Source organism: uncultured Roseobacter sp. (assembly GCF_947501835.1).
Classification (GTDB): Bacteria; Pseudomonadota; Alphaproteobacteria; order Rhodobacterales; family Rhodobacteraceae; genus Roseobacter.
The window spans coordinates 115,150-140,943 of the sequence record NZ_CANMXR010000002.1 but is presented as its reverse complement, the minus strand read 5'-3'; the positions used below and the strand labels follow the sequence as shown (position 1 = coordinate 140,943).

Below are 25,794 nucleotides of genomic sequence, written 5' to 3'. Positions count from 1 at the left end.
GAATTTCCATAAAACGTTGCGAAAATTCGATTTTTGAGCAATAAAATCTCAAGAAGTCGCGATTTAACATAAGCGGCATAGATCAACTGCGGGGAAACGCGGAGGGAACTCCCAACAAATCCTTCAGTAGAGGCGGTATAGAAGGGCGGAAGCTTGAGTGTTCTGGGATCTTACCGGATGCGTCTGGCGCGGAAGCGCTTACGTGTGCGTGCCAAACGCAAAAGCCTTGAACTGCGCCGGGTCGTCGACCGTACATCGCAGATCCGTGACGGTGACATCCTGCTTTTTTCCACCCAAAGAAACGAGAAGGTCCGCCTGCCGTATTTTCTGGACTACTACCGCGATATGGGCGTGACCCATTTTCTGATCGTGGACAACGACAGCACGGATGGCACCGCGGAATATCTGGCCGATCAGCCGGATGTGTCGCTATGGCGGAGCAAAAGCAGCTATAAAAAATCCCGCTTTGGCGCTGATTGGTTGAACTACCTGCAGGGCAAATATGCGGATGGTCATTGGTGCGTTGTCGTCGATCCCGATGAATTCCTGCTCTATCCGTTTTGCGACACAAGGCCGCTGCGCGCCTTGACCGACTGGTTGGATTCCTGCTCGATCCGCGCGTTTTCGGCGATGTTGCTGGACATGTATCCCAAAGGCCGTCTGGAAGAGCAGCCATATCTGCCGGGTCAAAACCCGATTGATATCGCGTGCTGGTTCGACAGTGGCAACTATACGATTTCGCGAAACAGCCTCTATGGCAATCTCTGGATACAGGGCGGGCCACGGGCGCGCGTCTTCTTCCCCGAGGAGCCGGAGCGTGCACCTGCGCTTAACAAGATCCCGCTGGTGAAGTGGGACAAGCGATATGCCTATGTGAATTCGACCCATATGCTGCTGCCGCGTGGGTTGAACCTCGTTTATGACGAATGGGGTGGGGAAAAGGCGTCGGGCGTTCTGCTGCACGCTAAATTCCTGGACACCTTCGCCGATAAAGCCACAGAAGAAATTGAGCGCCAGCAGCATTATGCGGAATCCTACGAATATCGTGCCTATGCGCAGGGTCTGAAGGATGATCCTCAGCTGTGGTGCAAATGGTCGGAAAAATACATCAACTGGCGGCAGCTTGAAATCCTGGGTCTGATGTCGAAAGGCAACTGGGCGTGAGCGTCGGCATTGTCATGCTGGTGCACACCGCGCTCGGTCGGGCCGAACAGGTGGCGCGCCACTGGGCGGCGGCAAACTGCCCGATCGTGATCCACGTCGACAAGAATGTGCCGCGCAAGACCTACAATGCTTTCGTCTCTCGGCTATCGGATCTGCCGGATGTGGCATTTTCCAAACGCTTCCGTTGTGAATGGGGCACCTTCGGGATTGTCGCTGCGACGCAATCGGCATCAGAACTGATGTTGTCACGCTTCGCGCAGGTGCGGCACGTGTATCTGGCCTCAGGCTCCTGTCTTCCCTTGCGCCCGGTGAGTGAGCTGATCGACTACCTGGCAGAGCGACCTCAAACGGATTTCATCGAAAGCGCGACAACGACAGATGTGCCATGGACGGTCGGCGGGCTTGAGGCTGAGAGGTTCACGTTGCGGTTTCCCTTTTCGTGGAAACGGCAGCGGCTCTTGTTTGACCGATATGTCGCCCTGCAGCGTCTGTTGCGCGTAAAGCGCCGGGTGCCGGGCGGGCTGACCCCGCATATGGGATCGCAGTGGTGGTGCCTGACACGTCAAACCCTGTCTGCCGTCCTGCAGGATCCGGCACGGGAAGAATATGACCGCTACTTCCGCCGGGTCTGGATCCCGGATGAAAGCTATTTTCAGACCCTGGCCCGGCAATACGCGATCACGATTGAAAGCCGGTCGCTGACCTTGTCGAAATTCGATTTTCAGGGCAAGCCGCATATTTTCTACGATGATCACCTGCAATTGCTGCGCAGGTCGGACTGTTTCGTTGCGCGGAAAATCTGGCCGCATGCCAACCGTCTATACGATGCGTTTCTGACGGATGCTGCGGGCGCGATGAAGAAGACCGAGCCAAACCCGGGCAAAATCGACCGCATCTTTGCCAAGGCGGTGGAGCGACGAACACGCGGGCGCGCTGGCCTCTATATGCAAAGCCGCCATCCGCGCGAGGATTGGGAAAATGGGGTGACCGCCGCGCCCTATTCAATGTTCCAGGGGTTTGCCGAGCTTTTCGAGAATTTTGAGCCTTGGCTGGCACGGACCACCGGCGCGCGCGTGCATGGACATTTGTTTGCACCGGACGGGGCGCATTTTGGCGGCGGTCAAACGGCAATGAACGGTGCGTTGAGCGACAGCGCTACATTGCGTGATTATAACCCGCACGGTTTTCTGACCAACCTGATCTGGAACACGCGTGGTGAGCGCCAATGTTTTCAGTTTGGCCCCGGCGACAATCAGGTGATCAACTGGCGCGTCGCCAAGGACCCAAATGCTCAGATTTCTGTGATCAGCGGTGCCTGGGCGGTCCCCTTGTTTCGGTCAAACGCAAACTTCATGGATTTGCGAAAACTTGCGGCACAACTGCAGAAAACTGAAAGCGAACATCTGGATGTGCTGCGCTCAACCTGGGTGAAAGCGCGGGTGCGGATCTGGACGATGGCGGAGTTCATCGAGGCCCCGATGGAGCCGCTGCAAACCATCCTTGATGAAATTGGGCCGAATACATCGCACCGGCTGGCGGAAGTGCCGCGTATGGTGGACCTGACAGGGTTCGGCCAGTTCCTGCAAAACCTCAAGAACCAGGGTATGCACCCCTATTTGATGGGCGACTTCCCGGTCGAGCAGGGCGGTATCGTCAATACCAACGAAAAACCACGCAAACCCTATCTGGTCCGCTAGCCCAGCATCCCTGCGTCCGGTCCTGTTGCGAACGCGGTATCAGGCGGCTTGCTCGGATTCGTTGGATGTCAGAATCGTATGCAACGTCGAAGGATTTGGGTTGGCCCGCAGCTTTGTGCAGATGCTGGTGTCGCGCAGCGTACGTGACACCATTGCCAGTGCCTTGAGGTGCTCAACGCCCGCATCTTCGGGGGCGAAAAGTGCAAAGGCGATATCCACCGGCTGACGGTCAACGGCGTTGAAATCGATGGGTTTATCCAGCAGCACGAAGGCGCCGACAACCTCTTCAAGGCCACTTAGCCGGGCGTGTGGCAGCGCAACGCCATGACCCACGCCGGTCGGTCCCAACGCTTCGCGCGCCAGCAGCGCATCCAGCACATCGCCGGAATTCAGGTCATAGGCGTTCTCGGCGAGATCGCCGAGATCCTGCATCAACCGTTTCTTGCTTGAAGCGGAGGTTAATACCTTCACCGCCTCAGGCTTGAGGAGTTTGTTAAAATCCATTCTGCTCGCACTGTTCTGGAGGCATGTCGGCCTCGCGGGAATCCTACTGTGGGTCTATCCAGCCAATGTTTCCGTCGTCACGACGATAAACGACATTTAAACCCTCTTTGCCTTCGTTTCTAAAGACTAGAACCGGCGCACCAGCGAGTTCCATCTGCATCACCGCCTCGCCCACGGAAAGAGACGGGATCTTGGTTTCCATCTCGGCGACGATGATTGGTTGCAGCGTCTCTGGTTCCTGCGACTCTGAGTCGGCATCTGATGCGAGGATATAGGAGGAGGCGCCGTAGATTTCAACCGGTTCCACCCGATCTTTGTGATGGTCCTTCAACCTACGCTTGTATCGTCGGAGCTGTTTCTCCATTTTCGCGGAGCAGGCGTCGAATGCCGCATAGATCTCCGTCTGATGGGCCTTGGCCTGAGCGGTCAGGCCGGTGGACAGATGTACGGTCGCTTCGCAAACAAACTCATGTGCCGACTTTGAAAACACCACAACCGCTTCGGTTGGGCGCTCGGCATATTTCTTCACTGCTTCGCCCAATTCCGCTTTGACGTGGGTCTGCAGGGCTTCGCCGATGTCGATCTGTTTGCCGCTGATTTGATACCGCATACTCTCTCCTTCAAGTGGTTGATTTCAAATGAAACCCCAGGGCGCAAAAGTGCCTTGGAAATTGCAATTGAAATCACGGAAAATGGCATTCCTCTTGCATATTGCCTGCTGGGCCCTGACTATCAGGCCAATACACGATCGGGCAGGAGCTGGTGGGTGCCATGCCCTTATTGAGCCCGATAACCAGACCGAGAGTCAAACAAAAGCGGGCGCGATCGGCGGAAAAAATGGTTAACAGAATTTCGCGGCGCTCAGGATATCTTGAAGTTTTCGCCAAGATATACGCGGCGCACATTTTCATTCTGAACAACTTCCGTCGGCGTGCCGGACATCAGAACACGCCCCTCATGCAAGATATAGGCGCGATCCACAATCTCTAGTGTTTCCCGCACGTTATGGTCGGTTATAAGCACGCCAATCCCGCGTTTCTTGAGGTCGGATACCAGATGTCGGATGTCCCCGACCGAGATTGGATCAACGCCGGCAAAAGGCTCATCCAACAACAGATACTTTGGGTTCGCTGCAAGACATCTGGCGATTTCGACACGTCTGCGTTCCCCGCCCGAAAGGGCCAGCGCCGGGGCGCGGCGCAAATGTTCGATTGAGAATTCACTGAGCAGTTCTTCAAGCCTTTCGCGGCGTTTGTGGCGGTCCGCTTCGGTGATGTCGAGAATGGCGCTGATATTGTCCTGGACCGACAGACCGCGGAAAATGCTCATTTCCTGCGGCAGGTAGCCGATGCCCAAACGGGCGCGGCGATACATCGGCAGGTTGGTTACATCCTGGCCATCAATCAGCACGGTACCACCCTCTGGCGTCACCAACCCGGCAACAGCGTAGAAAGTCGTGGTTTTGCCGGACCCGTTGGGACCCAGAAGCGCCACAACCTCGCCGCGTTGCAGATACATGGAGAAGTCGCGGATCACCGTCTTTTTCTTGTAGGACTTGCGCAGATGCTCGACGTGCAATCCGGCAGAGCCCTCTTCGACGGTAAGCGTGGGGCGGGCCATCAGTTGTCGCCGGTTTGCAGAATTGTTTTCACCGACCCGACCATCTGGGCGGTGCCATCGGTGAGCTGCACCGTCATCTGATCAGCGGTCAGGGCGGAAGGCCCCTGCGTCAGCAGAACATTGCCGCGCATCACGATGGTGCCATCGTCAATGTTGTAATCCGCGCGCTCCGATTCTGCTGCATCCGGGCCGGAGACAAGAACCACGTCACCGGTGGCTTCCATCCGTTCAATGCCTTGCGTGTCCTCGCGGTAGACCACCAGCAGCTTTTTCGTGGACAAACGCATCGCGCCCTGGGCCGCAACGACATTTCCGGTAAAAATCGCGGTCCCCGTGGCCTGATCCACCGACAGATTGTCGGCAGTCACCTCAACCGGCAAATCTGTGTCCTGTTGCAGCGCGCCAAAGGCCACTTGCGTCCCCTGTGCCGCCAACGCAGTCGCGGTCAACATCAAGAACAGGGGTAGCATCAAATTTTTAAACAATATCACGGGTCAGTCTTTCACCTGTTTGGGCAGATATAGCAGCTTCACGCCATTTGTGAAAACCAAATGGGCTGGCGCATCCGGTTCAGGCGACGATAAGTGCATCGACCCTGCCACGACCTCCCCCGCGGGTGTATCGGCAAAAACCGTATCGGGTGATCTGATGTCGAGTTCGGTCATACGTGCGGTGATGGCTTCGCTGGTGATGATGTACCCTTGGGAGGTGGTGATCACCACGTTACCCGTCAAGTCGCTGATGTCTTCGGCCACGTCCATGGATGCCGCGTGTGAGGTTACCCGGATCGTTGTGCCGTCGATCATGTCCACCTTCACAAAAACATCGCGGGCTTCGCTGGGTCCGGTCAGACCGTTTGGCGTTTTGACCGTCTCGGCGATAAAGGCGATCAGATCGCCATCCGCGGTCGTCCCGGAGTAATAGGGGCCGGACACACGCTGGTTCAGCAGCCGGTCGCGGACTTCGGTGTCGGCAAAGGGGATGGATTGGGTTGGATCAACGACCCGCGACAGCAAGAACAGCGTCGACAGGAGCCCCAGTGCGGCAAGCGGCAAAGCAACTTTGAGCCATGCCACCGTGCGCGAATACCGATCACCCTGCATGGCGGATTACCCCAGACCCACGCGCAGGCAGTCGTGAATGCGGATCAGTCCAAGCGGTTTCGGTGGGCCGCCCGCCGCCACCACAAACAGGCTGGTGATCTTGCGCGCCTGCATCATCGCGACAGCTTTTTCCGCCAGCGCGCCGGGCTCGATTGTCACCGGGGAGGCTGTCATCACGTCCTTGGCAGAAAGGGACAACAGCCCATCCATGTGACGCCTCAGGTCGCCATCGGTGATGATGCCCGCCAAGTGACCATCTGCATCCGCGACACCCACCACGCCAAAACTTTTCTGGCTGATTTCGATCAGCGCATCGGACATCGGTGTATCGGGCGTGACCAGCGGCATGTCGTCGCCACTGTGCATTAGGTCAGAGACGCGGCTGAGCTGTGCACCCAGTTTGCCGCCGGGGTGAAAATCGCGGAAATTTTCTGGCGTGAAGGCGCGGTGTTCCATCAGCGCAATTGCCAGCGCATCGCCCAACGCCAGCGTCATCGTCGTCGAGGAGGAAGGTACAACACCCGTGCCACAGGCCTCGCCAAGCCGGGGCAGCAGAAGCACGACATCGCACTCGCGGCCCAGGCTGGAGGTTTCGACGCTGGTGATGCCCAGCAGCGGGATGCTGAAACGTTTCGCGTAAATCACGAGGTTGGCGAGCTCAGGCGCCTCGCCGGAATTGGAGATCGCCAGCACCACATCCGCGCTGGTGATCATACCAAGATCCCCGTGGCTGGCCTCCGCCGGGTGCACGAATTGCGCGGGCGTGCCGGTGCTGGCCATGGTAGCGGCGATCTTGCGGGCGATATGCCCGGATTTACCGATACCGGTGACGATCACGCGGCCTTTGCTGTTGAGCAGCAGGTCAATGGCATCGCGAAACCGTGTGTCCAGCCCATCGGCCAGCGTGGTGAGCGCCTCGGCCTCCGTGCGGATCACCCGCCGGGCGGTATCAAGGAAGGGTGTGCTCATGAATGTGCAAAGATGTCCGTGTCGGGCCACCCTTCAAGGTCAAGACGCGCGCGCATGGGCAGGAAGTCAAAGCAGCTTTGCGCCATTTCCATCCGGCCCTCGCGTTCCAGCATCGTGTTCAGTGCATCGCGCAAGCGGTGCAGGTAAAGCACGTCGGAGGCTGCGTAATCCACCTGCGCTTCGGTCAGGGTTTCTGCCCCCCAGTCGCTGGATTGCTGCTGTTTCGAGATGTCGATGTTCAGCAGTTCCTGCAACAGTTTTGCCAGCCCGTGCCGGTCGGTGTAGGTGCGAACAAGCCTGCTGGCGATCTTGGTGCAATAGACGGGTGCGGCGGTGGCGCCAAAAGTGTTCAGCATCGCCGCAATATCAAACCGTCCGAAGTGAAACAGTTTCAACACTTTGGGGTCTTCCAGCAGCGCGCAGAGATTTGGCGCTTCGGTCTGGCCGATTGCGACCTGTACGAGGTGCGCGGTGCCGTCACCGCCCGAAAGCTGCACCACACAGAGGCGATCGCGGTGCGGCTGCAACCCCATGGTCTCACAGTCGATTGCTACAACAGGCCCCAAATCGAGGTCATCCGGCAGGTCATTATTGTAAACGCTATGTGTCATGCGCCCCCTATATCCTGCCTCCTTGGCTTGTGGAAGCACGAGGTTCCTCCAAAAGCGTCGCGAGGTCGGGCCTTGGAAACCGGTGCAAAAGCTTGCTGACAAGTGCGCGGCAGTCATGCGCACGCCAGGCGTCGGTGTAAAGCGCGGCGGGCAGGTCAGGGTGTTTCAGCACGAGGCGTCGCCAGTTGTGTACGATCAGGCAGCGCAATATTGCCACCTCCAGCGGGGAGAGGTCCGAACCTTCGGGCAGTTCAGCATCGATCCGGGTCAGGATCAGGTGTAGGTTTTCGTAGTCCGCTATGAGGCGCGCAGGCGTAAGCTGGGCTTTGAGCCAATGCGGTACGCGGTCGCCTTGCAATAGAAGCACATCACCCGGCACCCTGGCGTCCTGTGGACCCGCAAAAACCCGCGAGGTCAGAGCGGTGTATCCCTCCGCAACAATGCGCGCCCGTTGATCCGGGTCCGCGCCTTCCGTGAGGATGATCTGCCAGCGCGTTGGCATGTCGTCAGGATCGGCATAGATGCGTTTGGCGGCGGCAATCGTTTCTGCGCGGCCGTGTGCGGTCAGGCTGTGCCTGCTGGTGCGGCCGGATTTCTGCGACGTGATCCAGCCATCGTTGCGCAGGCGGTGCAGCGCCACGCGGATGGCTTCGGGCCGTACGTCCATGGCCGTCATGATCGCGGACAGAACCGGGCCGTCGATGGCCGATGCCTCCTCCTGCGCCAGATCGCCAAAGACGCTGACGATCAGCGACCAGACCCGTTGTCCGCCGAGGTCGGTAAGTGCGGTTGTCAGCGCGCGCAGGGGATCAGAAGGCATTCATCGTCAACAATTCGTATTCCGCCACGGCTGCCTTTTCCTGATTGGTGAGGGTCACGTGCCAGCGGACCTCGCCATAGTCTTCATTGCGCGGTGTCTTGGCCTTGACCGTGAGGCGCACATGGATGCTGTCGCCGGCCTGCACCGGTGCCATGAACCGCAAACTGTCCAGACCGGTGTTTGCCAGCACCGGGCCGGGATCGGGTTGCACAAACATGCCTGCGGCAAAGCTCAGAAGCAGATAGCCATGCGCCACACGGCCCGGAAAGAAGGGGTTGGCTGCCGCGGCGGCGTCATCCATATGCGCATAAAACGTATCGCCGGTGAAATGTGCGAAGGTTTCGATGTCCTCCAGCGTGATCTTGCGCGGTCCCGCCATGAGCGTGTCACCGATCTGCAGGTCATTGAAGGGGCGGGTAAAGGGGTGCGGTTTATCCGAGGCTTCCCGCGCACCCGGCACCCATGTGCCGCCGATGGCCGTCAAGATATCCGGACTGCCCTGAATCGCGGTGCGCTGCATATAGTGCATCACGCCCCGAATACCGCCCAGTTCTTCGCCGCCGCCCGCGCGCCCCGGTCCCCCGTGGACCATATGCGGCAGCGGCGCACCGTGCCCGGTCGCCTCTGCCATCGAGGTGCGGTTGTTGAAGTAGAGCCGCCCGTGGTAGGCCGCCGCCCCCATCGCCATGTGCCGTGCGACGTCGCTATCGTTCGTGATAACGGAGGCGACCAATGACCCGTTGCCCCGGTTCAGCAAGCCGATGGCATGGTCCAGATCGCGGTACCCCATCACGGTGGAAACAGGCCCGAAGGCTTCGGTATCATGCACGCGTTCGGCCGTATCTGGATCAGCGCAGTGAAAGAGCATCGGCGGCAAAAAGGCACCTTTGTCCGCCTCCGCGCTGTCAACCGCAAAATGACCGGGGTCGCCAAAGACGCGTTCGGCTTCCGTCGCAAGAAGTCCGGCTTTGTCCAGTACATCCTTTTTCTGCGCGCCCGAGACCAGCGCGCCCATGCGGGTTGTCTCCAGACGCGGATCCCCGATCCGGGTTTTGCCCAAACGATCCGAGAGCGCGGCGATGACGGCATCGACATGTGCTTGCGGCGCCATGATGCGGCGGATCGCGGTGCATTTCTGCCCCGCCTTTGCGGTCATTTCGCGGTGCGCTTCCTTGATGAAGAGATCAAATTCCGGCGTCCCGGGTCCTGCATCCGGCCCAAGAACCGACGCGTTTAGGCTATCCTGCTCGGCCATGAATCGGGTGGAGCGGCTCAACAGCCGCGGGTTGGCGCGCAGTTTCAATGCGGTGTCGGCGGAGCCGGTGAAGCTGACCACATCCTGACAATCCAGATGATCCAGCATGTCGCCCAGACCGCCGGTGACCAGCTGCAGCGCGCCCGCCGGTAGCAGCCCGCTGTCCAACATGATGCGCACGCAGGCCTCGGTCACATAGCAGGTGGCGGTGGCCGGTTTCACGATGGCTGGCACACCGGCCAGCAGGGTGGGGGCAAGCTTTTCCAGCATGCCCCAGACGGGGAAGTTGAAAGCGTTGATATGCACCGCGACGCCCAGCAGAGGTGTGGCGATGTGACGGCCGACGAACCGGCCTTCCCGCCCCAACTGTTCGACGGGGCCGTCGAGATAGACCTGCGCATCGGGCATCTCGCGCCGCCCTTTGGAGGCGAAGACCAGCATGGTGCCGATGCCACCATCCACATCGATCATGTGATCGGACTGCGTCGCACCCGTGTCAAAACTCAGATCGTAGAGGGCTTGGCGATGCTCCTTCAGATGCAGGGCCAGCGCCTTGAGCATGCGTGCACGATCATGAAATGTGAGGCTGCGCAAGGCAGGCCCGCCGGTGTCGCTGGCATAGGACAGCATCGACTGTACGTCGAGCGCATCGTTGCCTGCGGTGGCAATCACCTCGCCGGTGATGGCGCTGGCGATGTGGCGCGCGCCCTGCCCCGGGCTGATCCACGCACCGGCGGCAAAGCTGTGAATGTCGCGGATGCTCGAATCTTTCGGCATGATCTGTCCTTAATGGGTGTCGTATTCGACGGTGATTTTATCGCTCAGCGGGTAGCATTGGCAGGTCAGGACCATGCCCTGTTCGACCTCATAGTCTTCCAGCGCGTGGTTGCTGAGCATCTCGTACTCTCCCTCCAACACCCGCGCCTTGCAGGTCGAGCAAACCCCGGCCTTGCAGGCAAAGGGGGCATCCAGCGCATTGTCGAGCGCGGCCTCCAGAACGGATTGATCCTTGGGCATGGTAAAAGACCGCGTGACGCCTTCGACCGTGACCTGGGCTTGCGTTCCAGGTTGTTCCGCTGCGCGCGCGGCGATCTCCTGTTTGGCCAGACGCCCCTGCTGGCTTTCGGTGAAGAGTTCGAATTTGATCTGATCAGGCTCTAACCCGTGGGTTTTCAGGCTCTCGGCAATGGCCAGCATCATCGGTTCCGGCCCGCAGATAAAGGCGGTATCGATCAATGTCACATCGATCCAGTGCTTGAACAGGTTTTCGCATTTCGCTTGGTCCACACGACCGGTGAACAGCTCCATATCCTGCCCGGATTCCAGAATGTGGATGATGGTCAGTCGCCCCATGTAGCGGTTCTTCAGGTCCTCAAGCTCCTCGCGGAACATGATCGTGTTCACGGCCCGGTTGGCATAGACCAGCGTGAATGTGGCGCGAGCTTCGCGGTGCAGCACGGTTTTCAGGATCGACAGAACGGGTGTGATGCCCGACCCGCCCGCAAAGCCAAGGTAGTTTTTGGCCTTGTCAGGCTCTATCTGGGTGAAAAACGCGCCGGAAGGCGGCATCGCATGCAACGTGTCGCCGATCTTGAGGTCCGTGTTCGCAAAGGTGGAAAACGCACCCCCGTCGACCCGTTTGATCCCCACCTGCAGCACACCATCATCGAGTCCCGCACAAATCGAGTAGTTCCGCCGCAATTCCGTGCCGTCAAAATCCTGTTTGAACGTCAGATACTGGCCTTGGGTGAAGGCAAAGACACCGGGGTCCTCCGGCTTCAGGGTCAGCACCACGGCATCGCGAATGGTGTGGTGGATGTCGGTAACGGTGAGGGGATGAAACTGGGCCATATCTCAGATGCACTTGAAGTAATCGAAGGGTTCCAGGCAATCGCTGCAGCGCCACTGCGCCTTGCAGGGGGTCGAGCCAAACTGACTGATCCGCTCTACCTGATCGGATTTGCAAAGCGGGCAGTGCTGCGGACCACCGGCGGGTTGCGGTGGTGCGATGCCATAGGCCTCAAGCCGCGCCTTGCCGCGCTTGGTCAGCCAATCGGTGGTCCAGGCGGGCGATAGCTGCGTTTTCAGGGTGATGTTTTCGATCCCCTGGTCCCGCAGCGCCGTTTCGATATCCAGATTGATGATACGGGTCGCGGGGCAGCCGGAATAGGTCGGCGTCACGGTTACTTCGAGCGTGTCGCCCTGCCACTGAATGTCGCGAATGATGCCGAGATCAATCAGGCTGATCGCCGGGATCTCCGGGTCTGGCACGGCGTCGAGCCAACCCCAAACCGTCTTCAGATCAGGCTTGTCGGTTACCATGTCGCATCCGGATAGGCGCGTTGCAGCCATTGCATCTGCGCCAGCATATGGCCGAGGTGTTCGGAATGGCGTTGCCCGGACTTGCCGCCCTTATGCGCGAAATCGCTCTCGGGTCTGGTGAGCGTGGCCTCGCGGAGGACCGCGTCGAGCACCGCGTCAAAATCCGCGCGCAAGGCCGCAGGATCGGGCGCGATGCCGGCTGCGATCATCGCGTCATCCACATCGTCCCTGACAAAGAGCTCACCAACATAAGGGTAGAGCCTATCAAGGGCCTTTTGCATCCTGTTGTGGCTTTCTTCAGTGCCGTCGCCCAGGCCGATCACCGTGTCCATCGTGCGTTCAAGATGATAGGTGACCTCTTTGAGAGATTTCTCGGCGATGGCTGCGATCTGATCATGCGTGCTGTCTTGCAGCGCGGTCAGATAACCCTTGTGCCAGGCATCGAACAGAAACTGCCGCATTATGGTCTGGCCGAAATCACCATTGGGCTGCTCGACCAGCAAAACGTTTCGGAAATCCCAGACATCCCGGCGAAAGGCGAGCGCATCAGCGTCACGCCCCTTACCCTCGACCTCGCCCGCCAGGTTCAGCCAAAGCGTCGTCTGACCAATCAGATCCAGCGCGGTATTGGCCAGCGCGATGTCTTCTTCCAGCACCGGGGCGACACCACACCACTCTGACACGCGATGCCCCAGCACCAGCGTGTTGTCCCCCATGCGGCACAGGAATTCGAACAGCGGGTCGCTCACATCGCACCTACTTCGTCGGGGATGTCGAAGAACGTCGGGTGGCGGTAGACCTTGTCGTTGGACGGCTCGTAGAGCGGCCCTTTTTCCTCCGGGCTGGAGGCGGCAATGGCGCTGGCTTCGACCACCCAGATGCTGACGCCTTCGTTGCGGCGGGTGTAGACGTCGCGGGCGTTTTTGATGGCGCTTTCGGCGTCGGCGGCATGCAGCGAACCCACATGACGGTGGCTCAGCCCGTGCTGGCCGCGAATGAAGACCTCCCACAGCGGCCATTCGGTGGCGCGGGGTTTGCCATGCGGCGCGGCCTCGGTGGCGTCGTAGGATCCGGATTCAGGGCTGCTCATATCTTTTACTCCGCTGCCATTTTGCGTGCGCGTTTCTTCTCCGCATGGGCCAGCAATCCTTCGCGGACCCAACGGCCCTCATCCCAGGCTTTGTTACGCGCCTCCATCCGGTCCACCGAACACGGTCCATTGCCTTGCAACACGTCAAAGAACTCGTCCCAGTCCGGTTCCGAGAAGTCGTATGACCTGCGGTCTTCGTTCCATTTCAGGTGTTCATCCGGGACGGTCAGGCCAAGGTATTCCGCCTGCGGCACGGTCTGATCGACGAATTTCTGACGCAGCTCGTCATTGGAATTCATCTTGATCTTCCAGGCCATGGATTGCGCCGAATGTACTGAGTGTTCATCGGAGGGGCCGAACATCATCAGCGACGGGTACCAGAAGCGGTCGAGCGCATCCTGCGCCATTTTGCGCTGCGCCTCTGTGCCGTTCGCCATCTTCATCATGATGTCGAACCCCTGCCGTTGGTGGAAGGATTCCTCTTTGCAGATGCGCACCATGGCGCGGGCATAGGGCCCGTAGGAAGTGCGCTGCAGCGGCACCTGGTTCATGATCGCGGCCCCATCGACCAGCCAGCCAACAGCCCCCATATCCGCCCAGGTCAGGGTCGGATAGTTGAAGATCGAAGAGTATTTCATCTTTCCCGACAGCAGGTCTCGCGTTAGCTGATCGCGGCTGACACCCAGTGTTTCCGCCGCGCAATAAAGATAGAGCCCATGCCCGGCCTCATCCTGCACCTTGGCCAGCAGGATCGCCTTGCGCTCCAGCGTCGGCGCACGGGTGATCCAGTTGCCTTCGGGCAGCTGGCCGACGATTTCGGAATGCGCGTGCTGACCGATCTGGCGGATCAGCGTCTTGCGGTATCCGTCCGGCATCCAGTCCTTGGGCTCGATCTTGCCACCGGCGTTGATGCGTTCCTGAAAGGCGCGCTCATCGGGCTCCATCTCGTCCAAAGACTTCACCCCCTTGCCGGTTGATTTGATCATCTGTGCATACATGGTTCAGGTCCTTTCAAGGATCAGCGCGCGTCACGTTGCACGTTCCAGAATAAGAGCAACGCCCTGACCAACGCCCACGCACATGGTGCAAAGCGCATAGCGCCCGCCGGTGCGTTTGAGCTGATAGGCCGCAGTCATCACCAGCCGCGCGCCGGACATGCCGAGCGGATGGCCGATGGCGATCGCACCACCGTTGGCATTTACATGGGGCGCATCATCCGGCACGCCAAGTGCGCGCAATGTCGCCAACCCCTGCGAAGCAAAGGCTTCGTTCAATTCTATCACATCCATCTGATCAATTCTCAGGCCTGCGCGCGCCAGCACTTTTTTGCAAGCGGGGACCGGGCCAATGCCCATGATCCGGGGTGCGACACCCGCCGCAGACATCGCCACGACCCGCGCCATGGGCGTCAGCCCGTGATCTTTCGCGGCGTCCTCGGAGGCAATGAGCAGGGCGGCGGCACCGTCGTTCACGCCAGAGGCATTGCCTGCCGTGACGGATTTTTCAGCGCCGTTGATGCCGCGCAGTTTTGCCAGCGTCTCCGCGCTGGTGCGGGGTCTGGGGTGTTCATCTTTGTCAACGATGATGTCATCGCCGCGTCGCTGCGGTATTGTGATGGGCGTGATTTCTTCGGCAAAGACCCCTGACATATCCGCATCGTGCCATCTGGCCTGACTGCGCGCGGCAAAGGCGTCCTGATCTTCACGGCTGATCTGATAATCTTCGGCCACGTTATCCGCGGTCTCCGGCATCGAGTCCGTGCCGTAGGACTCCTTCATCTTGCGGTTCACGAATCGCCAGCCGATGGTCGTATCAAAGACCTGATTGGCGCGGGAGAAAGCAGCCTCGGCCTTGGGCATCACAAAGGGCGCGCGGCTCATGCTCTCCACCCCGCCCGCGATGGCAAGGTCGATATCCCCTGCCCTGATTGCGCGCGCAGCGGCCCCCACGGCATCCATGCCGGAGGCGCAGAGGCGATTGATCGTTGATCCGGGGACGTCAATCGGCAGACCTGCCAAAAGCGCCGCCATACGGGCCACGTTCCGGTTGTCTTCGCCCGCTTGATTGGCACAGCCCAAGATAACATCATCCACACGTGCCCAATCCACAGATGGGTTGCGGGCCATCAGCGCCGCAATTGGCGTGGCCGCCAGATCATCTGCGCGCACAGAAGACAGATGGCCGCCATACCGACCAATCGGCGTGCGCTGCGCGTCACAAATATATGCCTGCATAGAGTCCTCCGAATTAGTCGGAGTTTAGGTCAGGCTGGGATTCGGTTCAATCATAATGTTACGATTTATCTGCATGCATATAAATTTGGTAACACTTTAGTCAGCTGCCAGGACAACTTCCCGTGCGGAATCGTAGATCGCCCGTGTGGTTTGCTGGCCGATGCCTTGGGTGCAATTGAAATCTGTCGGGTCTTGCGGGACCTCTAGCGCTGGCGTGCTCATGGTCGATGGAGGACGGGTATGGCGCACAGCATCCCTGATGTCCGCGACGGAGCGCTGAACCGTGCGGCAAATACCGCAGAGCCGGGTGACACGGTTGAGACTGTCATGGCTGAACAGGCCCTGATCACGCGTGGCTTCAAACAGGGAGACCAGATTTTGCAATTGCATTTCGGCCAGCGAGGAATAGAACCGAATATTGTCAAAGGTGGCCCTTTCGCTGTCCGGGCTGCGGTCTTGTGTGACCTGAAACGCGGTGCCGATCACGCGGTCTGCACCCGACGGCAGTTGCACATGCTGAAGGGTCGTGTCCCACTCCTGCCAACCAAGCGGTGTCTCCCAGGTTTCGTGACAGCGAAAGCCTTGCTGCATGTCGGCGCATCTTGTCAGGTTTCCCGCCATGGCTTTTGCCATCGTCTCCGGGAGAAAATCATGCAGATCACACCCGCAGATGGTGTCAGGCTGAAATCCGGTGGCGCTGGACAGCGTGTGGTTGATGCAAATGTACCGAAAGCCATGCTTCCCTGTCGGGCGTTCGGCGGCGAACATCGGAACTGAGAATTGATTGAGCAGTCCCGCAAGCTGATCTGCGGAGTGTGTGTCTAACATTGTGCCCCTCTGACGAATGTGGAACCCATCGTGTCAAATTCATTCGACCAGCGCCTGCCGGAAAACAGAACAGTTTTAAGCGAATTGCATGGGTTAGCGCCGAAAGGAATGTGATGCACCACCGCCGCCACAAGTTTCGCCATTGACGTCAGATGGATACCCGCCTGCTGAGGTCAGCGGCGGGTATTCAATACTGGCGCGTAAACAGTCTGTTTACGGAATGTGGATACCTAATCCAGCAAATTCACCCATGCGGAATTACGGGCAGAGGAGCGCACACAGGCATCCACGAAATGCATACCACGCAGGCCATCGTGAATGGTCGGATAGGTCACCTCCGCATCCGGTTCTTGCCCGGACCGATGGGCGACAATGGCCTCTGCCGCCTCGCTGTAGATGTTGGCGAACCCCTCCAGATAGCCTTCGGGATGGCCCGGCGGGACACGGCTCATCCTGGCCGCAGCTTCACCTGCGCCCGCCCCGTTGCGGGTGATCAGCCGTTTTGGTTCGCCAAAGGGCGTATGCCACAGATGGTTGGGATGTTCCTGTTCCCACTCCAGCCCGCCTTTCTCTCCGTAGACTCGCAGCCGCAGTGCGTTTTCATTGCCGGGTGCGACCTGGCTGGACCACAGCATACCACGGGCGCCACCCGCAAAGCGCAGCATCACATGCGCATTGTCATCGAGCTGTCGCCCGGACACAAAGGCCTGCAGATCAGCGGCGAGGCTTTCTACGCGGAGGCCGGTGACAAAACAGGCCAGATTATGCGCGTGGGTGCCGATGTCGCCCGTTGATCCGCCAGCACCGGATTGCGCGGGATCGGTGCGCCAGGCGGCTTGCTTGAAATCCTCGTGTTTGGTCAGCCAGTCCTGTGGGTATTCCACCTGAACCACCCGGATCTCGCCCAGATCACCTTGCGCCACCATCGCGCGCGCCTGTCGGACCATGGGGTATCCGGTGTAATTGTGCGTCAGGATGAACAGCGCGTCCGAGTCCTCAACCGCTTTGGCCATTTTGCGGGCATCCGCCATGGTGGAGGTCAGCGGCTTGTCACAGATCACGTGGATGCCGCGTTTCAGAAACTCGCGCGCCGCAGCATAGTGGACGTGATTTGGGGTCACGATGGCCACCGCCTCGATCCCGTTCTTCAGCCGCGCCTCACGGATCGCCATCTGCTTGAAGTCATCGTAGGTGCGCGACGGGTCGAGCCCCAGCGCCGCGCCCGAAGCCTGCGCTTTTTCTGCTGTGGAAGAGAGCGCCCCGGCGACCAGTTCATAGCGGTCGTCGAGCCGTGCCGCGATGCGGTGCACCGCGCCGATGAAGGCGTCATTGCCGCCACCAACCATACCTAGGCGTATGTGATTTGTCATGATCAGATCCCCAGCATCTTACGGTTTGCAGCATCATCCGTGCCGCCATCGGCGAAGTCGTCAAAGGCGCGTTCGGTCACACGAATGATATGGTCCTTGACGAATTGCGCGCCTTCGCGCGCGCCATCCTCTGGGTGTTTCAGACAACACTCCCATTCCACAACGGCCCATCCGTCGAAATCAATTGCGGCGAGTTTGGAGAAGATACCTGCGAAATCCACCTGCCCGTCGCCCAAGCTGCGGAAACGCCCGGCGCGGTCGACCCAGGACTGATAGCCGCCATAGACACCTTGCCGCCCGGTCGGATTGAACTCCGCGTCCTTGACGTGAAACATCTTGATCCGCTCGGCGTAGATGTCGATGTGATCGAGGTAGTCGAGACACTGCAGCACGAAATGCGATGGATCGTAGAGCATGTTGCAGCGGGCGTGGTTGTCGACCCGTTCGAGAAACATCTCGAAGGTCACGCCGTCGTGCAGATCCTCGCCTGGGTGGATCTCGTAGCAGATGTTCACATCGTTATCCTCGGCATGGTCAAGGATTGGACGCCAGCGCTTGGCAAGCTCGTCAAATGCGGTCTCGATCAATCCGGCAGGGCGTTGCGGCCAAGGATAGATATAGGGCCAGGCCAGCGCGCCGGAGAATGACACGTGGTTCTTGATGCCCATATTGGCCGAGGCGCTGATGGCCTTCATGACCTGATCCACCGCCCACTCCTGCCGGACCTTGGGATTGCCGTGCACGGAAGGATCGGCGAAGCCGTCGAAAGCAGTGTCATAGGCGGGATGCACCGCAACCAGCTGACCCTGCAGGTGGGTCGAGAGTTCGGTTACCTCGACGCCATTCTCCGCCGCCTGCCCTTTGAAGGTGTCGCAGTAATCCTTGCTGGCCGCGGCCTGTTCCAGATCAAAAAGGCGTGCGTCCCAGCTTGGTACCTGCACCCCCTTGTAGCCGCAATCAGCTGCCCATTTGGTGATCGCATCCCAAGAATCAAACGGCGCATCGTCGCCCGCAAACTGCGCTAGAAACAGCGCCGGTCCCTTGATGGTTTTCATCCTATCCTCCCAATATGCCACCGGCGTCCGGCGGCAGGTTTTCCTTTAGATATATGTCGATGCGAATGCGCTCCTGCGCGGGGTTGATCGGCGCGCTATCGCTGTGGGCGCGCATGATGCGGACCGCGCTGCGCACAAGATGGCCGGAATCCTGACTGATGACCGCATCAAAAAGACCAGCCCCCAAAGCCGCGCGCGACAGGGGCGTCAATTCATGGGCAATGATCTTCGGACGCTTCACATCGGGGTGTTTGTCGAAATGTCGGATCAGACCGGCGTTGCCCGCAGCCGAAGAATAGATGCCCAGAATATCCCGCGCTCCGGTCATTGCTTGTGGCAGGAGCTTTTCAATCAGATCGGGATCGTCCCGCCCTTCCAGCGAGGCAAGTATGTTCAGGTTCGGGAAGTCCCGCGACATGACCTCGTCAAACCCCAGGCGGCGCTCCAGATGATCACGCGCCAGCATCGAGCCTGTGACCACGAGGATGTTGCCCGACACCGGCCCGAGAAAACGACCCATGAGCTGGGCAGCGGTACGCCCGGCTGCGATGTTGTCGATGCCGACATAGGTGTTGCGTTCCGAGCTGGGAATATCAGCCACCAGCGAGACAACCGAGACGCCGTGCTGACGCAGGTGCGAAATACTGTCGCGTACGGAAGGTGTTTCGGGCCCGAAGATCGCCACGCCATCCACCTGTGTCGGATCAAGCGCATTGATGGCATCCGCCAGTGCCATGGGATCAAAGGCAGGGACGCGGGTGCAGGACAGCCGGGTGCGTTCACGTTTCAGACCGACAGATAGATCAGCCACCTGATTTTCGATGAGGTCGACAAATTCATTGTTGGTCGCCGGCAGAATGAACAGGAACCGGTAGACCCGTCCACGCGCCAGATTGGCCGCTGCGGTATCGCGCACATAGCCCAGATCGGCAATCGCGCGGTTGACTTTTTCGACGGTGACTTTCCGCACGCCCGGGCGTTCGTTCAGCACGCGATCAACGGTCGCAAGGCTGACCTGCGCGACACGGGCAATGTCGTTCACGGTTGGGTTCAAGGGGGTGTCGCGGCCGATTTTCATGCTGTCTTTGGCTATCCTTTCAGCGCTTCCGCCAATCCTTCAAAGAGCCGTGCTACGGCCTCGGCACCGGGGTCGTTATGTCCGATCAGGTTTTCTTCGGGCACGTAGGAGGCGCGACCCGCTTTCGCCTTGCCCATCGCAGCGGTTGCATTCGCTCCCGTACGGGCAGCGAGGGCTGCGGCGTCAACCCCATGCGGCAATGCTTCGAGAGCTGGCTGCAACGCGTCGATCATGGTGCGGTCGCCGATGCTCGCACCGCCTACCTGGCTGATCCGCTCCAAGCCCATCAGCAATGCTTCGGGCGTTGGGTGGCCATTTGCGCAGGCGTCTCCTGTGGCGCCGAAGAAAATCGCAAGGATCACCCCGGATGACCCGCCCATGGTCTGGCTCAGCTCATTGCCGATGGCGCGGAAGAGCTGCGTGAAGTCCGCCAGCGGCATCCTGTCCAGCGATCCTTTCAAGGCCCGAGATGCTGTTGCCAAAGTGCTGCCCGTGTCGCCGTCCCCGGATTTGGCATCAAGCGTGTTGAGATCGGCTTCCGCTGCTATCAGCAGATCGCAGCAGGTTTCGATCAAGGCGCGCGTCTTGGCGTTCTGCGAGGGGATCGGCTGGATCGGGCTTAACCCATCAGGGAGCGGTTTGACCGCCACCGGCGCCAACATCGCCATGCCCGGCCAATCGGCAAGTGGTACGGGCCGGTTGAGCGCAGCCTGTCTATCGGGCGTCATCGGCAAGACGGATACCGAAAACCCATGCATGTCCAATGACGTCATCATCGGGGCCGGGCCGATGATCGCTTTGATGCCTTGCGCCTTTTCCGAATGGGCCAGCGCGTGTGTCAACACCGCCATTTCCAGAGGCGTGGTCGAGCCGAGATTGTTCAGCAGAGCCACACACTCCTTGCCTGCGACATGGGGCATCAGCTTGTCGAGCACCATCTCCATCGCAGAAATGGCCCCTTCAAAAGCGACCTGCTCAACACCGGCCTCGCCGTGAATGCCCAGTCCCAGTTCGGCCATACCGGTTGCGATGCGATCCTCTTTGATCGATCCGGGCACGGTGCAGGTGTCCAGTGATTTGCCGATAGAGGCCATGTCGTTCACCGCCGCTTCGGCGGCTTGGGTGACGGTCTCCAGATCGGCGCCATCTTCGGCCAGGCTGCCGGCGATCTTGTGGACAAAAAGTGTGCCCGCCACACCGCGCGCCTGTGGCAGATCAGGGAGTGCTATGTCATCGTCGACAATGGCCATCGAAACCTTCAAACCATACGCACGCGCACGTTCCGCCGCGAGGCCGAAATTGAGACGGTCGCCCGTGTAGTTTTTCACGATCAGCAAACAGCCCGCTTCGCCTGTGACCGCAAGGATACCTGCGAGCACAGCGTCGACCGAAGGCGAGGCAAAGACCTCTCCGCAGACTGCGGCGGTGAGCATGCCTTCGCCGACAAATCCGGCGTGGGCGGGCTCATGGCCGGAACCCCCGCCCGAGATCAGCGCAACGCGGGATTTATCCCAATCGCTGCGGCACACAACCTTGATGTGCGGATATCCATCGAGCCGGTAAAGAGCGCCATCCGAGGCGGCCAACAACCCATCGATTGCATCCGTGACAAGCGTTTCCTTGTCGTTGATGAATTGTGCCATGTCTTTCCCCTTCTCAGTAAATTCTGTCGCCGGATGCATCAAAGCAAAGCGGATCGCGCGGTGCGATTTTGATCTTGGTACCGGGCGCATAATCTGCATGCGGATCGGCCAGCGTGGTGATGTCATGCCCTTCAAGGCGCAGGTGCAACCGCGTGTGATCGCCAAGATGCTCGACGCGTCCAACCTCGGCCGCCCGACCTTCGCCTTGCTGAACGTGCTCCGGGCGCAATCCGATGTGATGGGCGCCCTTCGGCGCTGCGCCAAAAAGATCGGCGGGCAGGATATTAATACGCGGCTGGCCCAGACGGGAGGCGACGTAAACCGAATTCGGGTTTTCATAGATTTCGCGCGGCGTGCCGTATTGCACCAGTTTGCCTTCGTTCAGGACGCCGACATGGGTTGCCATGGTCATCGCCTCGATCTGGTCGTGCGTCACATAAAGGATCGTGGCCCCAAGGCTGGCTTGAATGCGTTTGAGTTCGATCCGGAGATCCGTGCGCAGTTTTGCATCCAGCGAGCTGAGCGGTTCGTCCATCAGGTAGACCTGCGGATCACGCACCAACGCGCGCCCGATGGAGACGCGCTGCATCTCGCCGCCCGAAAGCGCGGTTGCCTTGTTGTCGAGTTTGTGGGTGATCTGCAGCACCGATGCGACCTCATCAACCTTGCGTTTGATTTCGTCCTTCGGCGTGTTCAGGATTGGCGATTTCAGCGGGAATTCCAGATTTTCGCGCACCGTCAGATGCGGATAAAGCGAGTATTGCTGGAAAACCATCGCCACGTCGCGCTGGGCCGGTGTTTCGTCCATGACGTTGCGCCCGCCGATGCTGATCTCGCCCGCGTCAAGCTTTTCCAGACCTGAGATCAAACGCAGGGTCGTGGTTTTCCCGGCGCCGGTTGGGCCGAGTAACACCACGAAGGCGCCATCGGGGATGGTCATGTCGATGCCTGCAACACCGATCGTATCGCCAAATGATTTCGAGACGCCTTTGAGAATGACCTCAGCCATGGGACAGCACCTCATTGTTGAGTTCGGAGCGCAGGGCGCGGCCAGAGGTTTCATCAAACAGCGTCACCGCCTCCGGCTTGAACCCCAGCCCAACCTTCTCACCCACCGTTGCGACCTGCCCCGCAGGCACCCGCGCTTTCAGCTCACCATTGGGTGTGTCCAGCGTGATGATCTGTGTGGTGCCGAGGTATTCGGTTGCCAACACCTCGCCGCGGTAGCTGCCGCCGTCACTGAGCGCGACATGTTCCGGCCGGACGCCGAACACCAGCTTGCCGCTGGTGCCTTCCATCTGACGTGGCACGCCCATCGTCTGGCCATGCATGTCCACTGTTTGCGCACCCTCTGCAACGGTGCCGTCAAATCGCAGGAAATTCATCGATGGGGAGCCGATGAAATCCGCCACGAACATGGTGGCGGGCTTGTCGTAGATCTCCTGCGGGGTGCCGAACTGTTCGACAACCGCGTTGTTCATGACCACGATCTTGTCGCCCATCTGCATGGCTTCGAGCTGATCATGGGTCACATAAACCGTTGTGGCCCCCATGCGGTCGTGTAAGGCGCGCAACTCTTCGGACATGTGCTCGCGGAATTCCGCGTCGAGCGCGCCCAAAGGTTCATCCATCATGAAAGCCTTGGGATCGCGGACAATGGCACGGCCAAGGGCCACGCGCTGACGGTCACCGCCCGAGAGGCCCCCCACCGGCTTGTTGAGAATGCTCTCAATCCCCAGAATGCCCGCAACTTCCGCGACCTTCGCTTTGACGTCCCGTCGGGCCATGCCCTGTGACACCAGCGGGTAACTGAGGTTTTTGCGCACATTCATATGCGGATAGAGCGCAAACATCTGGAAGACAAAGGCGATGTCGCGCTGGCCCGGCGGCTTTTGACTGATCTCTTCGCCATCGAGATAGATCTCGCCCGAGGTCGGTAATTCCAAGCCCGCAATCATGCGCAGCGTCGTCGTTTTACCGCAGCCCGAAGGGCCCAGCAGCATGAAGAATTCCCCGTCCTCGATGGTAAAACTGGAGTCCTTCACTGCGGTGAAATCGCCGAATTCCTTGCGGACGTTCTTGATGATGATTTGCGCCACGCGAGGTTACTCCGGAAAATGGCTGACGATGATGAACATCACCGTGCCGATCAATGTTGTGATGAAGGAGTAGGTGTAGGCCCACATCACGAAGGGTTGCATCAGCATGAAGACACCAAGGGCGATGAGAAGGGTTGCGACCATCTCCCAAGGGCCGCGTTTGAGGCGCAGCAGGCCGGTGATGAAGTTGCTCATTTGCGCACGGCTCCAAATGTGATCCCGCGCAGCAGGTGTTTGCGCAGGGCTACGGTGAAGATCATCACAGGTAGCAGGAAGATCGTGGCACCTGCGGCCACGGCGGGCCAGTCGAGGCCGCCGACACCGATGATCGTCGGGATAAAGGGCGGGGCGGTTTGCGCGGTGCCGGAGGTCAGCAGGACCGCAAAGGCGTATTCATTCCAGGCAAAGATCAGGCAGAAGATCGCGGTGGAAGCGATGCCCGTGGCGGCCTGCGGCAGGACGACTTTGTAAAAGGCCTGAAATCGGGTGTAGCCATCGATGAGGGCGGCCTCTTCGTATTCGCGCGGGATTTCATCGATGAAGCCCTTGAGCAACCAGACCGCCAGCGAGATATTCACCGCCGTGTAGAGCAGGATCATGCCAAGGTGCGTGTCCGACAGGCCAAGCTGACGGTACATCAGGAAAATCGGGATCGCGACGGCGATGGGCGGCATCATCCGGGTGGAGAGGATAAAGAACAGCAGATCGTCGGCCAGAGGAATTTTGAACCGGCTGAAGGCGTAGGCCGCGAGGGTGCCGAGGAAAATGCTGAGGAAAGTGGAGCCGAAGCCGATGATCACCGAATTCAGGAACCGCTCGCCGAATTTTGACGGGCCCGCGATGACCATATCGTATTGACGCACGATCTCTTCGTACCAGGTTTCGGGCGGGTTGGCGGCGAGGAAGTCGTCCGTTTGCCGGGTCCGCGTGGTGAAAAGGTTCACGTAGCCTTCGAGCGTGGGTTCAAAGAACACCTTGGGGGGATAGCTGATCGCGTCAGCGGGTGATTTGAACCCCGTGAGCATGATCCACGCCAGCGGGATCATCGTGATCAGCGCGTAGAGAATGACGAGGCTACCGGCAAACCACTTCGAACGCTTGCTGGGCTCGGTAACGGAGAAGCTGCTCATGACGGGCTCTCCGAAGGGTCGGGGTCTGGGTCGGCGATGCGCATGCTTTCGATCCGTGCCGGTGCCGTATCAGTGTTGGCGTGGTCGGCCAGCGCGGCAAAGGCCAGGGCCAAGGGGGTCAGTGGCGCGGCCCAACGGCAGAGGCCTGCGTCTTTGGGCAGCCGGATTTCACAAAAAGACATCACCGTTCCTTCACCTTGTTGAGCGCTTTGACGTAGATGCTGGCGAGGCCAAACACGGTGACAAAGAGGATGATGGCATAGGCAGAGGCGTAGCCCGTGCGCCATTTTTCAAATGCCTCGCGTTTGAGATTGATCGAGGTGAGCTCGGTCGTGGACCCGGGCCCTCCGCCGGTGAGCTGTACCACCAGATCGAACATCTTGAAGTTTTCGATCCCGCGGAAGAGCACGGCCAGCATCAGGAAGGGCAGGATCATCGGGATGGTGATGGTGAAGAACTGGCGCAGTTTGGAGGCGCGATCCACCTCTGCGGCCTCGTAGATGTAATCGGGGATGGATCGTAGCCCGGCGAGACAGATCAGCATCACGAAGGGGGTCCACATCCAGGTGTCCACGATCACGATGGACCAGGGGGCGAGATCGACAGATCCGAGCATCTCGAAACTGGACGGATCCTTGCCGGTGAAGAAAGCGACGATGTAGTTGAATAGGCCGATTTGCGGCTGGTAGAGGAATTTCCAGAAATTGCCGACCACCGCCGGGCTGAGCATCATGGGCAGCACGATGATCGTGGTCCAGAGATCATTGCCCTTGAATTTCTTGTTGATCAGATAGGCGAGGGTGAAGCCGATCAGCACCTGCAAGACAATGGTCCAGAACAGGAAATGCGCGGTGGCCTGCATGTTCAGCCAGATGTCGCTGTCGGTCAGGATGCGTTCGTAGTTGCGAAATCCGACGTATTCGACGTCACGGTTCAGACGGTTGGCGCGAAAATTGGTGAAGCTGAGATTGATCGTCCAGATCAGTGGAAAGATGTTGATCGCGAGCAGCAGAAAGATCGTTGGCCCGACAAAGATCCAGGCGATGGCGCGGTCGCTGAGGCCCTTGATCTTGCGAGCGACGGTGGGCGGTGTCGCCGCTGCAGCGCGGGTGATTGGGGTCTCGGTCATCAGGCACAGCTTTCCCGTGGCAAGATGACCCACAGGCCCACCTCACCGGCTAAAAGAGGGGGTCAGGCGGGCC

General features: G+C 59.5%; 28 protein-coding genes. 2 read left to right on the top strand and 26 right to left on the bottom strand.

Annotation, left to right across the window (positions count from 1 at the left end):
* Positions 1-177 precede the first annotated feature (177 nt).
* Together Q1A20_RS04540 and Q1A20_RS04535 are read left to right on the top strand one after the other, a co-directional pair.
* The gene (locus tag Q1A20_RS04540; protein ID WP_298968930.1) at positions 178-1,164 is read left to right on the top strand and encodes a glycosyltransferase family 2 protein; all 987 of its coding nucleotides are present in this window, start codon (positions 178-180) and stop codon (positions 1,162-1,164) included.
* Entirely contained in the window at positions 1,161-2,861 is a 1,701-nt protein-coding gene (locus Q1A20_RS04535; protein WP_299916134.1) for a beta-1,6-N-acetylglucosaminyltransferase, read from the top strand. Before Q1A20_RS04540 ends, Q1A20_RS04535 begins: the two co-directional genes overlap by 4 nt.
* A 39-nt stretch (positions 2,862-2,900) precedes the next feature.
* Here the strand turns inward: Q1A20_RS04535 and Q1A20_RS04530 are convergent, their stop codons facing one another.
* From Q1A20_RS04530 to Q1A20_RS04405, 26 genes are all read right to left on the bottom strand, one after another.
* On the bottom strand, positions 2,901-3,365 hold the full coding sequence (locus tag Q1A20_RS04530) for a PTS sugar transporter subunit IIA (RefSeq protein WP_298968934.1): 465 nt from the start codon (positions 3,363-3,365) through the stop codon (positions 2,901-2,903).
* Between the two features lie 43 nt (positions 3,366-3,408).
* Positions 3,409-3,975, bottom strand: a complete 567-nt coding sequence (raiA, locus tag Q1A20_RS04525) for a ribosome-associated translation inhibitor RaiA (protein WP_298968935.1) — start codon at positions 3,973-3,975, stop codon at positions 3,409-3,411.
* Between the two features lie 251 nt (positions 3,976-4,226).
* Positions 4,227-4,985: an LPS export ABC transporter ATP-binding protein gene (lptB, locus tag Q1A20_RS04520; protein WP_298968938.1), complete on the bottom strand. Its 759-nt coding sequence runs from the start codon at positions 4,983-4,985 to the stop codon at positions 4,227-4,229.
* A complete protein-coding gene (locus tag Q1A20_RS04515) occupies positions 4,985-5,455 on the bottom strand; it encodes an LptA/OstA family protein (protein ID WP_299854042.1) in 471 nt (156 codons plus the stop codon). Before Q1A20_RS04515 ends, lptB begins: the two co-directional genes overlap by 1 nt.
* Before the next feature lie 24 nt (positions 5,456-5,479).
* Entirely contained in the window at positions 5,480-6,088 is a 609-nt protein-coding gene (locus Q1A20_RS04510; RefSeq protein ID WP_298968942.1) for a hypothetical protein, read from the bottom strand.
* A 6-nt stretch (positions 6,089-6,094) separates the two neighbouring features.
* Positions 6,095-7,057, bottom strand: coding sequence for a KpsF/GutQ family sugar-phosphate isomerase (locus Q1A20_RS04505; RefSeq protein WP_299401606.1), 963 nt, complete (start codon positions 7,055-7,057; stop codon positions 6,095-6,097).
* A complete protein-coding gene (locus Q1A20_RS04500; protein ID WP_299401609.1) occupies positions 7,054-7,668 on the bottom strand; it encodes a ribonuclease D in 615 nt (204 codons plus the stop codon). The genes Q1A20_RS04505 and Q1A20_RS04500 overlap by 4 nt, the downstream gene beginning before the upstream one ends.
* A gap of 7 nt (positions 7,669-7,675) precedes the next feature.
* Positions 7,676-8,488, bottom strand: a complete 813-nt coding sequence (locus Q1A20_RS04495) for a PaaX family transcriptional regulator C-terminal domain-containing protein (protein ID WP_299916131.1) — start codon at positions 8,486-8,488, stop codon at positions 7,676-7,678.
* Positions 8,478-10,520, bottom strand: a complete 2,043-nt coding sequence (paaZ, locus tag Q1A20_RS04490; protein WP_299916129.1) for a phenylacetic acid degradation bifunctional protein PaaZ — start codon at positions 10,518-10,520, stop codon at positions 8,478-8,480. Before paaZ ends, Q1A20_RS04495 begins: the two co-directional genes overlap by 11 nt.
* Positions 10,521-10,529: 9 nt before the next feature.
* A complete protein-coding gene (locus Q1A20_RS04485) occupies positions 10,530-11,594 on the bottom strand; it encodes a ferredoxin--NADP reductase (protein ID WP_299401617.1) in 1,065 nt (354 codons plus the stop codon).
* Positions 11,595-11,597: 3 nt separating this feature from the next.
* Positions 11,598-12,065 (bottom strand): 1,2-phenylacetyl-CoA epoxidase subunit PaaD, encoded by a 468-nt coding sequence (gene paaD, locus Q1A20_RS04480; RefSeq protein WP_299916127.1) that lies wholly within the window; start codon positions 12,063-12,065, stop codon positions 11,598-11,600.
* On the bottom strand, positions 12,059-12,781 hold the full coding sequence (paaC, locus tag Q1A20_RS04475; protein WP_299916501.1) for a 1,2-phenylacetyl-CoA epoxidase subunit PaaC: 723 nt from the start codon (positions 12,779-12,781) through the stop codon (positions 12,059-12,061). The genes paaD and paaC overlap by 7 nt, the downstream gene beginning before the upstream one ends.
* A gap of 29 nt (positions 12,782-12,810) precedes the next feature.
* A complete protein-coding gene (gene paaB, locus Q1A20_RS04470) occupies positions 12,811-13,155 on the bottom strand; it encodes a 1,2-phenylacetyl-CoA epoxidase subunit PaaB (protein ID WP_298968957.1) in 345 nt (114 codons plus the stop codon).
* 5 nt (positions 13,156-13,160) lie between these two features.
* On the bottom strand, positions 13,161-14,153 hold the full coding sequence (gene paaA / locus Q1A20_RS04465; RefSeq protein WP_299916124.1) for a 1,2-phenylacetyl-CoA epoxidase subunit PaaA: 993 nt from the start codon (positions 14,151-14,153) through the stop codon (positions 13,161-13,163).
* Between the two features lie 30 nt (positions 14,154-14,183).
* On the bottom strand, positions 14,184-15,389 hold the full coding sequence (gene pcaF, locus Q1A20_RS04460) for a 3-oxoadipyl-CoA thiolase (RefSeq protein ID WP_299916122.1): 1,206 nt from the start codon (positions 15,387-15,389) through the stop codon (positions 14,184-14,186).
* 96 nt (positions 15,390-15,485) lie between these two features.
* Positions 15,486-16,217: a hypothetical protein gene (locus Q1A20_RS04455; RefSeq protein WP_299401628.1), complete on the bottom strand. Its 732-nt coding sequence runs from the start codon at positions 16,215-16,217 to the stop codon at positions 15,486-15,488.
* A gap of 230 nt (positions 16,218-16,447) precedes the next feature.
* Positions 16,448-17,587 carry a Gfo/Idh/MocA family oxidoreductase gene (locus Q1A20_RS04450; RefSeq protein WP_299916120.1) on the bottom strand — a complete coding sequence of 380 codons (1,140 nt, stop codon included), beginning with the start codon at positions 17,585-17,587 and terminating at the stop codon, positions 16,448-16,450.
* 2 nt (positions 17,588-17,589) lie between these two features.
* A complete protein-coding gene (locus Q1A20_RS04445; protein ID WP_299916118.1) occupies positions 17,590-18,642 on the bottom strand; it encodes a sugar phosphate isomerase/epimerase in 1,053 nt (350 codons plus the stop codon).
* A gap of 1 nt (position 18,643) precedes the next feature.
* Positions 18,644-19,720 (bottom strand): LacI family DNA-binding transcriptional regulator, encoded by a 1,077-nt coding sequence (locus Q1A20_RS04440; protein WP_299916116.1) that lies wholly within the window; start codon positions 19,718-19,720, stop codon positions 18,644-18,646.
* 11 nt (positions 19,721-19,731) lie between these two features.
* Complete coding sequence (locus Q1A20_RS04435; RefSeq protein WP_299916114.1) at positions 19,732-21,363, bottom strand: dihydroxyacetone kinase subunit DhaK; 1,632 nt, start codon at positions 21,361-21,363, stop codon at positions 19,732-19,734.
* A 13-nt stretch (positions 21,364-21,376) separates the two neighbouring features.
* Positions 21,377-22,372 (bottom strand): ABC transporter ATP-binding protein, encoded by a 996-nt coding sequence (locus tag Q1A20_RS04430; RefSeq protein ID WP_299916112.1) that lies wholly within the window; start codon positions 22,370-22,372, stop codon positions 21,377-21,379.
* A complete protein-coding gene (locus Q1A20_RS04425) occupies positions 22,365-23,462 on the bottom strand; it encodes an ABC transporter ATP-binding protein (protein WP_299916110.1) in 1,098 nt (365 codons plus the stop codon). The genes Q1A20_RS04430 and Q1A20_RS04425 overlap by 8 nt, the downstream gene beginning before the upstream one ends.
* 6 nt (positions 23,463-23,468) lie before the next feature.
* Positions 23,469-23,657, bottom strand: a complete 189-nt coding sequence (locus tag Q1A20_RS04420) for a hypothetical protein (protein ID WP_298968976.1) — start codon at positions 23,655-23,657, stop codon at positions 23,469-23,471.
* Positions 23,654-24,592 (bottom strand): carbohydrate ABC transporter permease, encoded by a 939-nt coding sequence (locus Q1A20_RS04415; protein WP_299916108.1) that lies wholly within the window; start codon positions 24,590-24,592, stop codon positions 23,654-23,656. The genes Q1A20_RS04420 and Q1A20_RS04415 overlap by 4 nt, the downstream gene beginning before the upstream one ends.
* Positions 24,589-24,774: a hypothetical protein gene (locus Q1A20_RS04410; protein WP_299735977.1), complete on the bottom strand. Its 186-nt coding sequence runs from the start codon at positions 24,772-24,774 to the stop codon at positions 24,589-24,591. Before Q1A20_RS04410 ends, Q1A20_RS04415 begins: the two co-directional genes overlap by 4 nt.
* A complete protein-coding gene (locus tag Q1A20_RS04405; RefSeq protein WP_299401650.1) occupies positions 24,774-25,721 on the bottom strand; it encodes a carbohydrate ABC transporter permease in 948 nt (315 codons plus the stop codon). Before Q1A20_RS04405 ends, Q1A20_RS04410 begins: the two co-directional genes overlap by 1 nt.
* Between the last annotated feature and the right edge of the window lie 73 nt (positions 25,722-25,794).

Coding starts and splice junctions, on each gene's coding strand:
- Q1A20_RS04500 (WP_299401609.1), bottom strand. CDS start 7,668: ATGACACATAGCGTTTACAATAATGACCTGCCGGATGACCTCGATTTG.
- lptB (WP_298968938.1), bottom strand. CDS start 4,985: ATGGCCCGCCCCACGCTTACCGTCGAAGAGGGCTCTGCCGGATTGCAC.
- paaZ (WP_299916129.1), bottom strand. CDS start 10,520: ATGCCGAAAGATTCGAGCATCCGCGACATTCACAGCTTTGCCGCCGGT.
- Q1A20_RS04420 (WP_298968976.1), bottom strand. CDS start 23,657: ATGAGCAACTTCATCACCGGCCTGCTGCGCCTCAAACGCGGCCCTTGG.
- Q1A20_RS04515 (WP_299854042.1), bottom strand. CDS start 5,455: ATGCTACCCCTGTTCTTGATGTTGACCGCGACTGCGTTGGCGGCACAG.
- Q1A20_RS04505 (WP_299401606.1), bottom strand. CDS start 7,057: ATGAGCACACCCTTCCTTGATACCGCCCGGCGGGTGATCCGCACGGAG.
- Q1A20_RS04510 (WP_298968942.1), bottom strand. CDS start 6,088: ATGCAGGGTGATCGGTATTCGCGCACGGTGGCATGGCTCAAAGTTGCT.
- Q1A20_RS04430 (WP_299916112.1), bottom strand. CDS start 22,372: ATGGCTGAGGTCATTCTCAAAGGCGTCTCGAAATCATTTGGCGATACG.
- paaA (WP_299916124.1), bottom strand. CDS start 14,153: ATGTATGCACAGATGATCAAATCAACCGGCAAGGGGGTGAAGTCTTTG.
- Q1A20_RS04445 (WP_299916118.1), bottom strand. CDS start 18,642: ATGAAAACCATCAAGGGACCGGCGCTGTTTCTAGCGCAGTTTGCGGGC.
- Q1A20_RS04495 (WP_299916131.1), bottom strand. CDS start 8,488: ATGCCTTCTGATCCCCTGCGCGCGCTGACAACCGCACTTACCGACCTC.
- Q1A20_RS04415 (WP_299916108.1), bottom strand. CDS start 24,592: ATGAGCAGCTTCTCCGTTACCGAGCCCAGCAAGCGTTCGAAGTGGTTT.
- Q1A20_RS04450 (WP_299916120.1), bottom strand. CDS start 17,587: ATGACAAATCACATACGCCTAGGTATGGTTGGTGGCGGCAATGACGCC.
- raiA (WP_298968935.1), bottom strand. CDS start 3,975: ATGCGGTATCAAATCAGCGGCAAACAGATCGACATCGGCGAAGCCCTG.
- paaC (WP_299916501.1), bottom strand. CDS start 12,781: ATGGGGGACAACACGCTGGTGCTGGGGCATCGCGTGTCAGAGTGGTGT.
- paaD (WP_299916127.1), bottom strand. CDS start 12,065: ATGGTAACCGACAAGCCTGATCTGAAGACGGTTTGGGGTTGGCTCGAC.
- Q1A20_RS04410 (WP_299735977.1), bottom strand. CDS start 24,774: ATGTCTTTTTGTGAAATCCGGCTGCCCAAAGACGCAGGCCTCTGCCGT.
- Q1A20_RS04530 (WP_298968934.1), bottom strand. CDS start 3,365: ATGGATTTTAACAAACTCCTCAAGCCTGAGGCGGTGAAGGTATTAACC.
- Q1A20_RS04455 (WP_299401628.1), bottom strand. CDS start 16,217: ATGTTAGACACACACTCCGCAGATCAGCTTGCGGGACTGCTCAATCAA.
- Q1A20_RS04405 (WP_299401650.1), bottom strand. CDS start 25,721: ATGACCGAGACCCCAATCACCCGCGCTGCAGCGGCGACACCGCCCACC.
- pcaF (WP_299916122.1), bottom strand. CDS start 15,389: ATGCAGGCATATATTTGTGACGCGCAGCGCACGCCGATTGGTCGGTAT.
- Q1A20_RS04485 (WP_299401617.1), bottom strand. CDS start 11,594: ATGGCCCAGTTTCATCCCCTCACCGTTACCGACATCCACCACACCATT.
- Q1A20_RS04435 (WP_299916114.1), bottom strand. CDS start 21,363: ATGGCACAATTCATCAACGACAAGGAAACGCTTGTCACGGATGCAATC.
- Q1A20_RS04440 (WP_299916116.1), bottom strand. CDS start 19,720: ATGAAAATCGGCCGCGACACCCCCTTGAACCCAACCGTGAACGACATT.
- Q1A20_RS04540 (WP_298968930.1), top strand. CDS start 178: ATGCGTCTGGCGCGGAAGCGCTTACGTGTGCGTGCCAAACGCAAAAGC.
- paaB (WP_298968957.1), bottom strand. CDS start 13,155: ATGAGCAGCCCTGAATCCGGATCCTACGACGCCACCGAGGCCGCGCCG.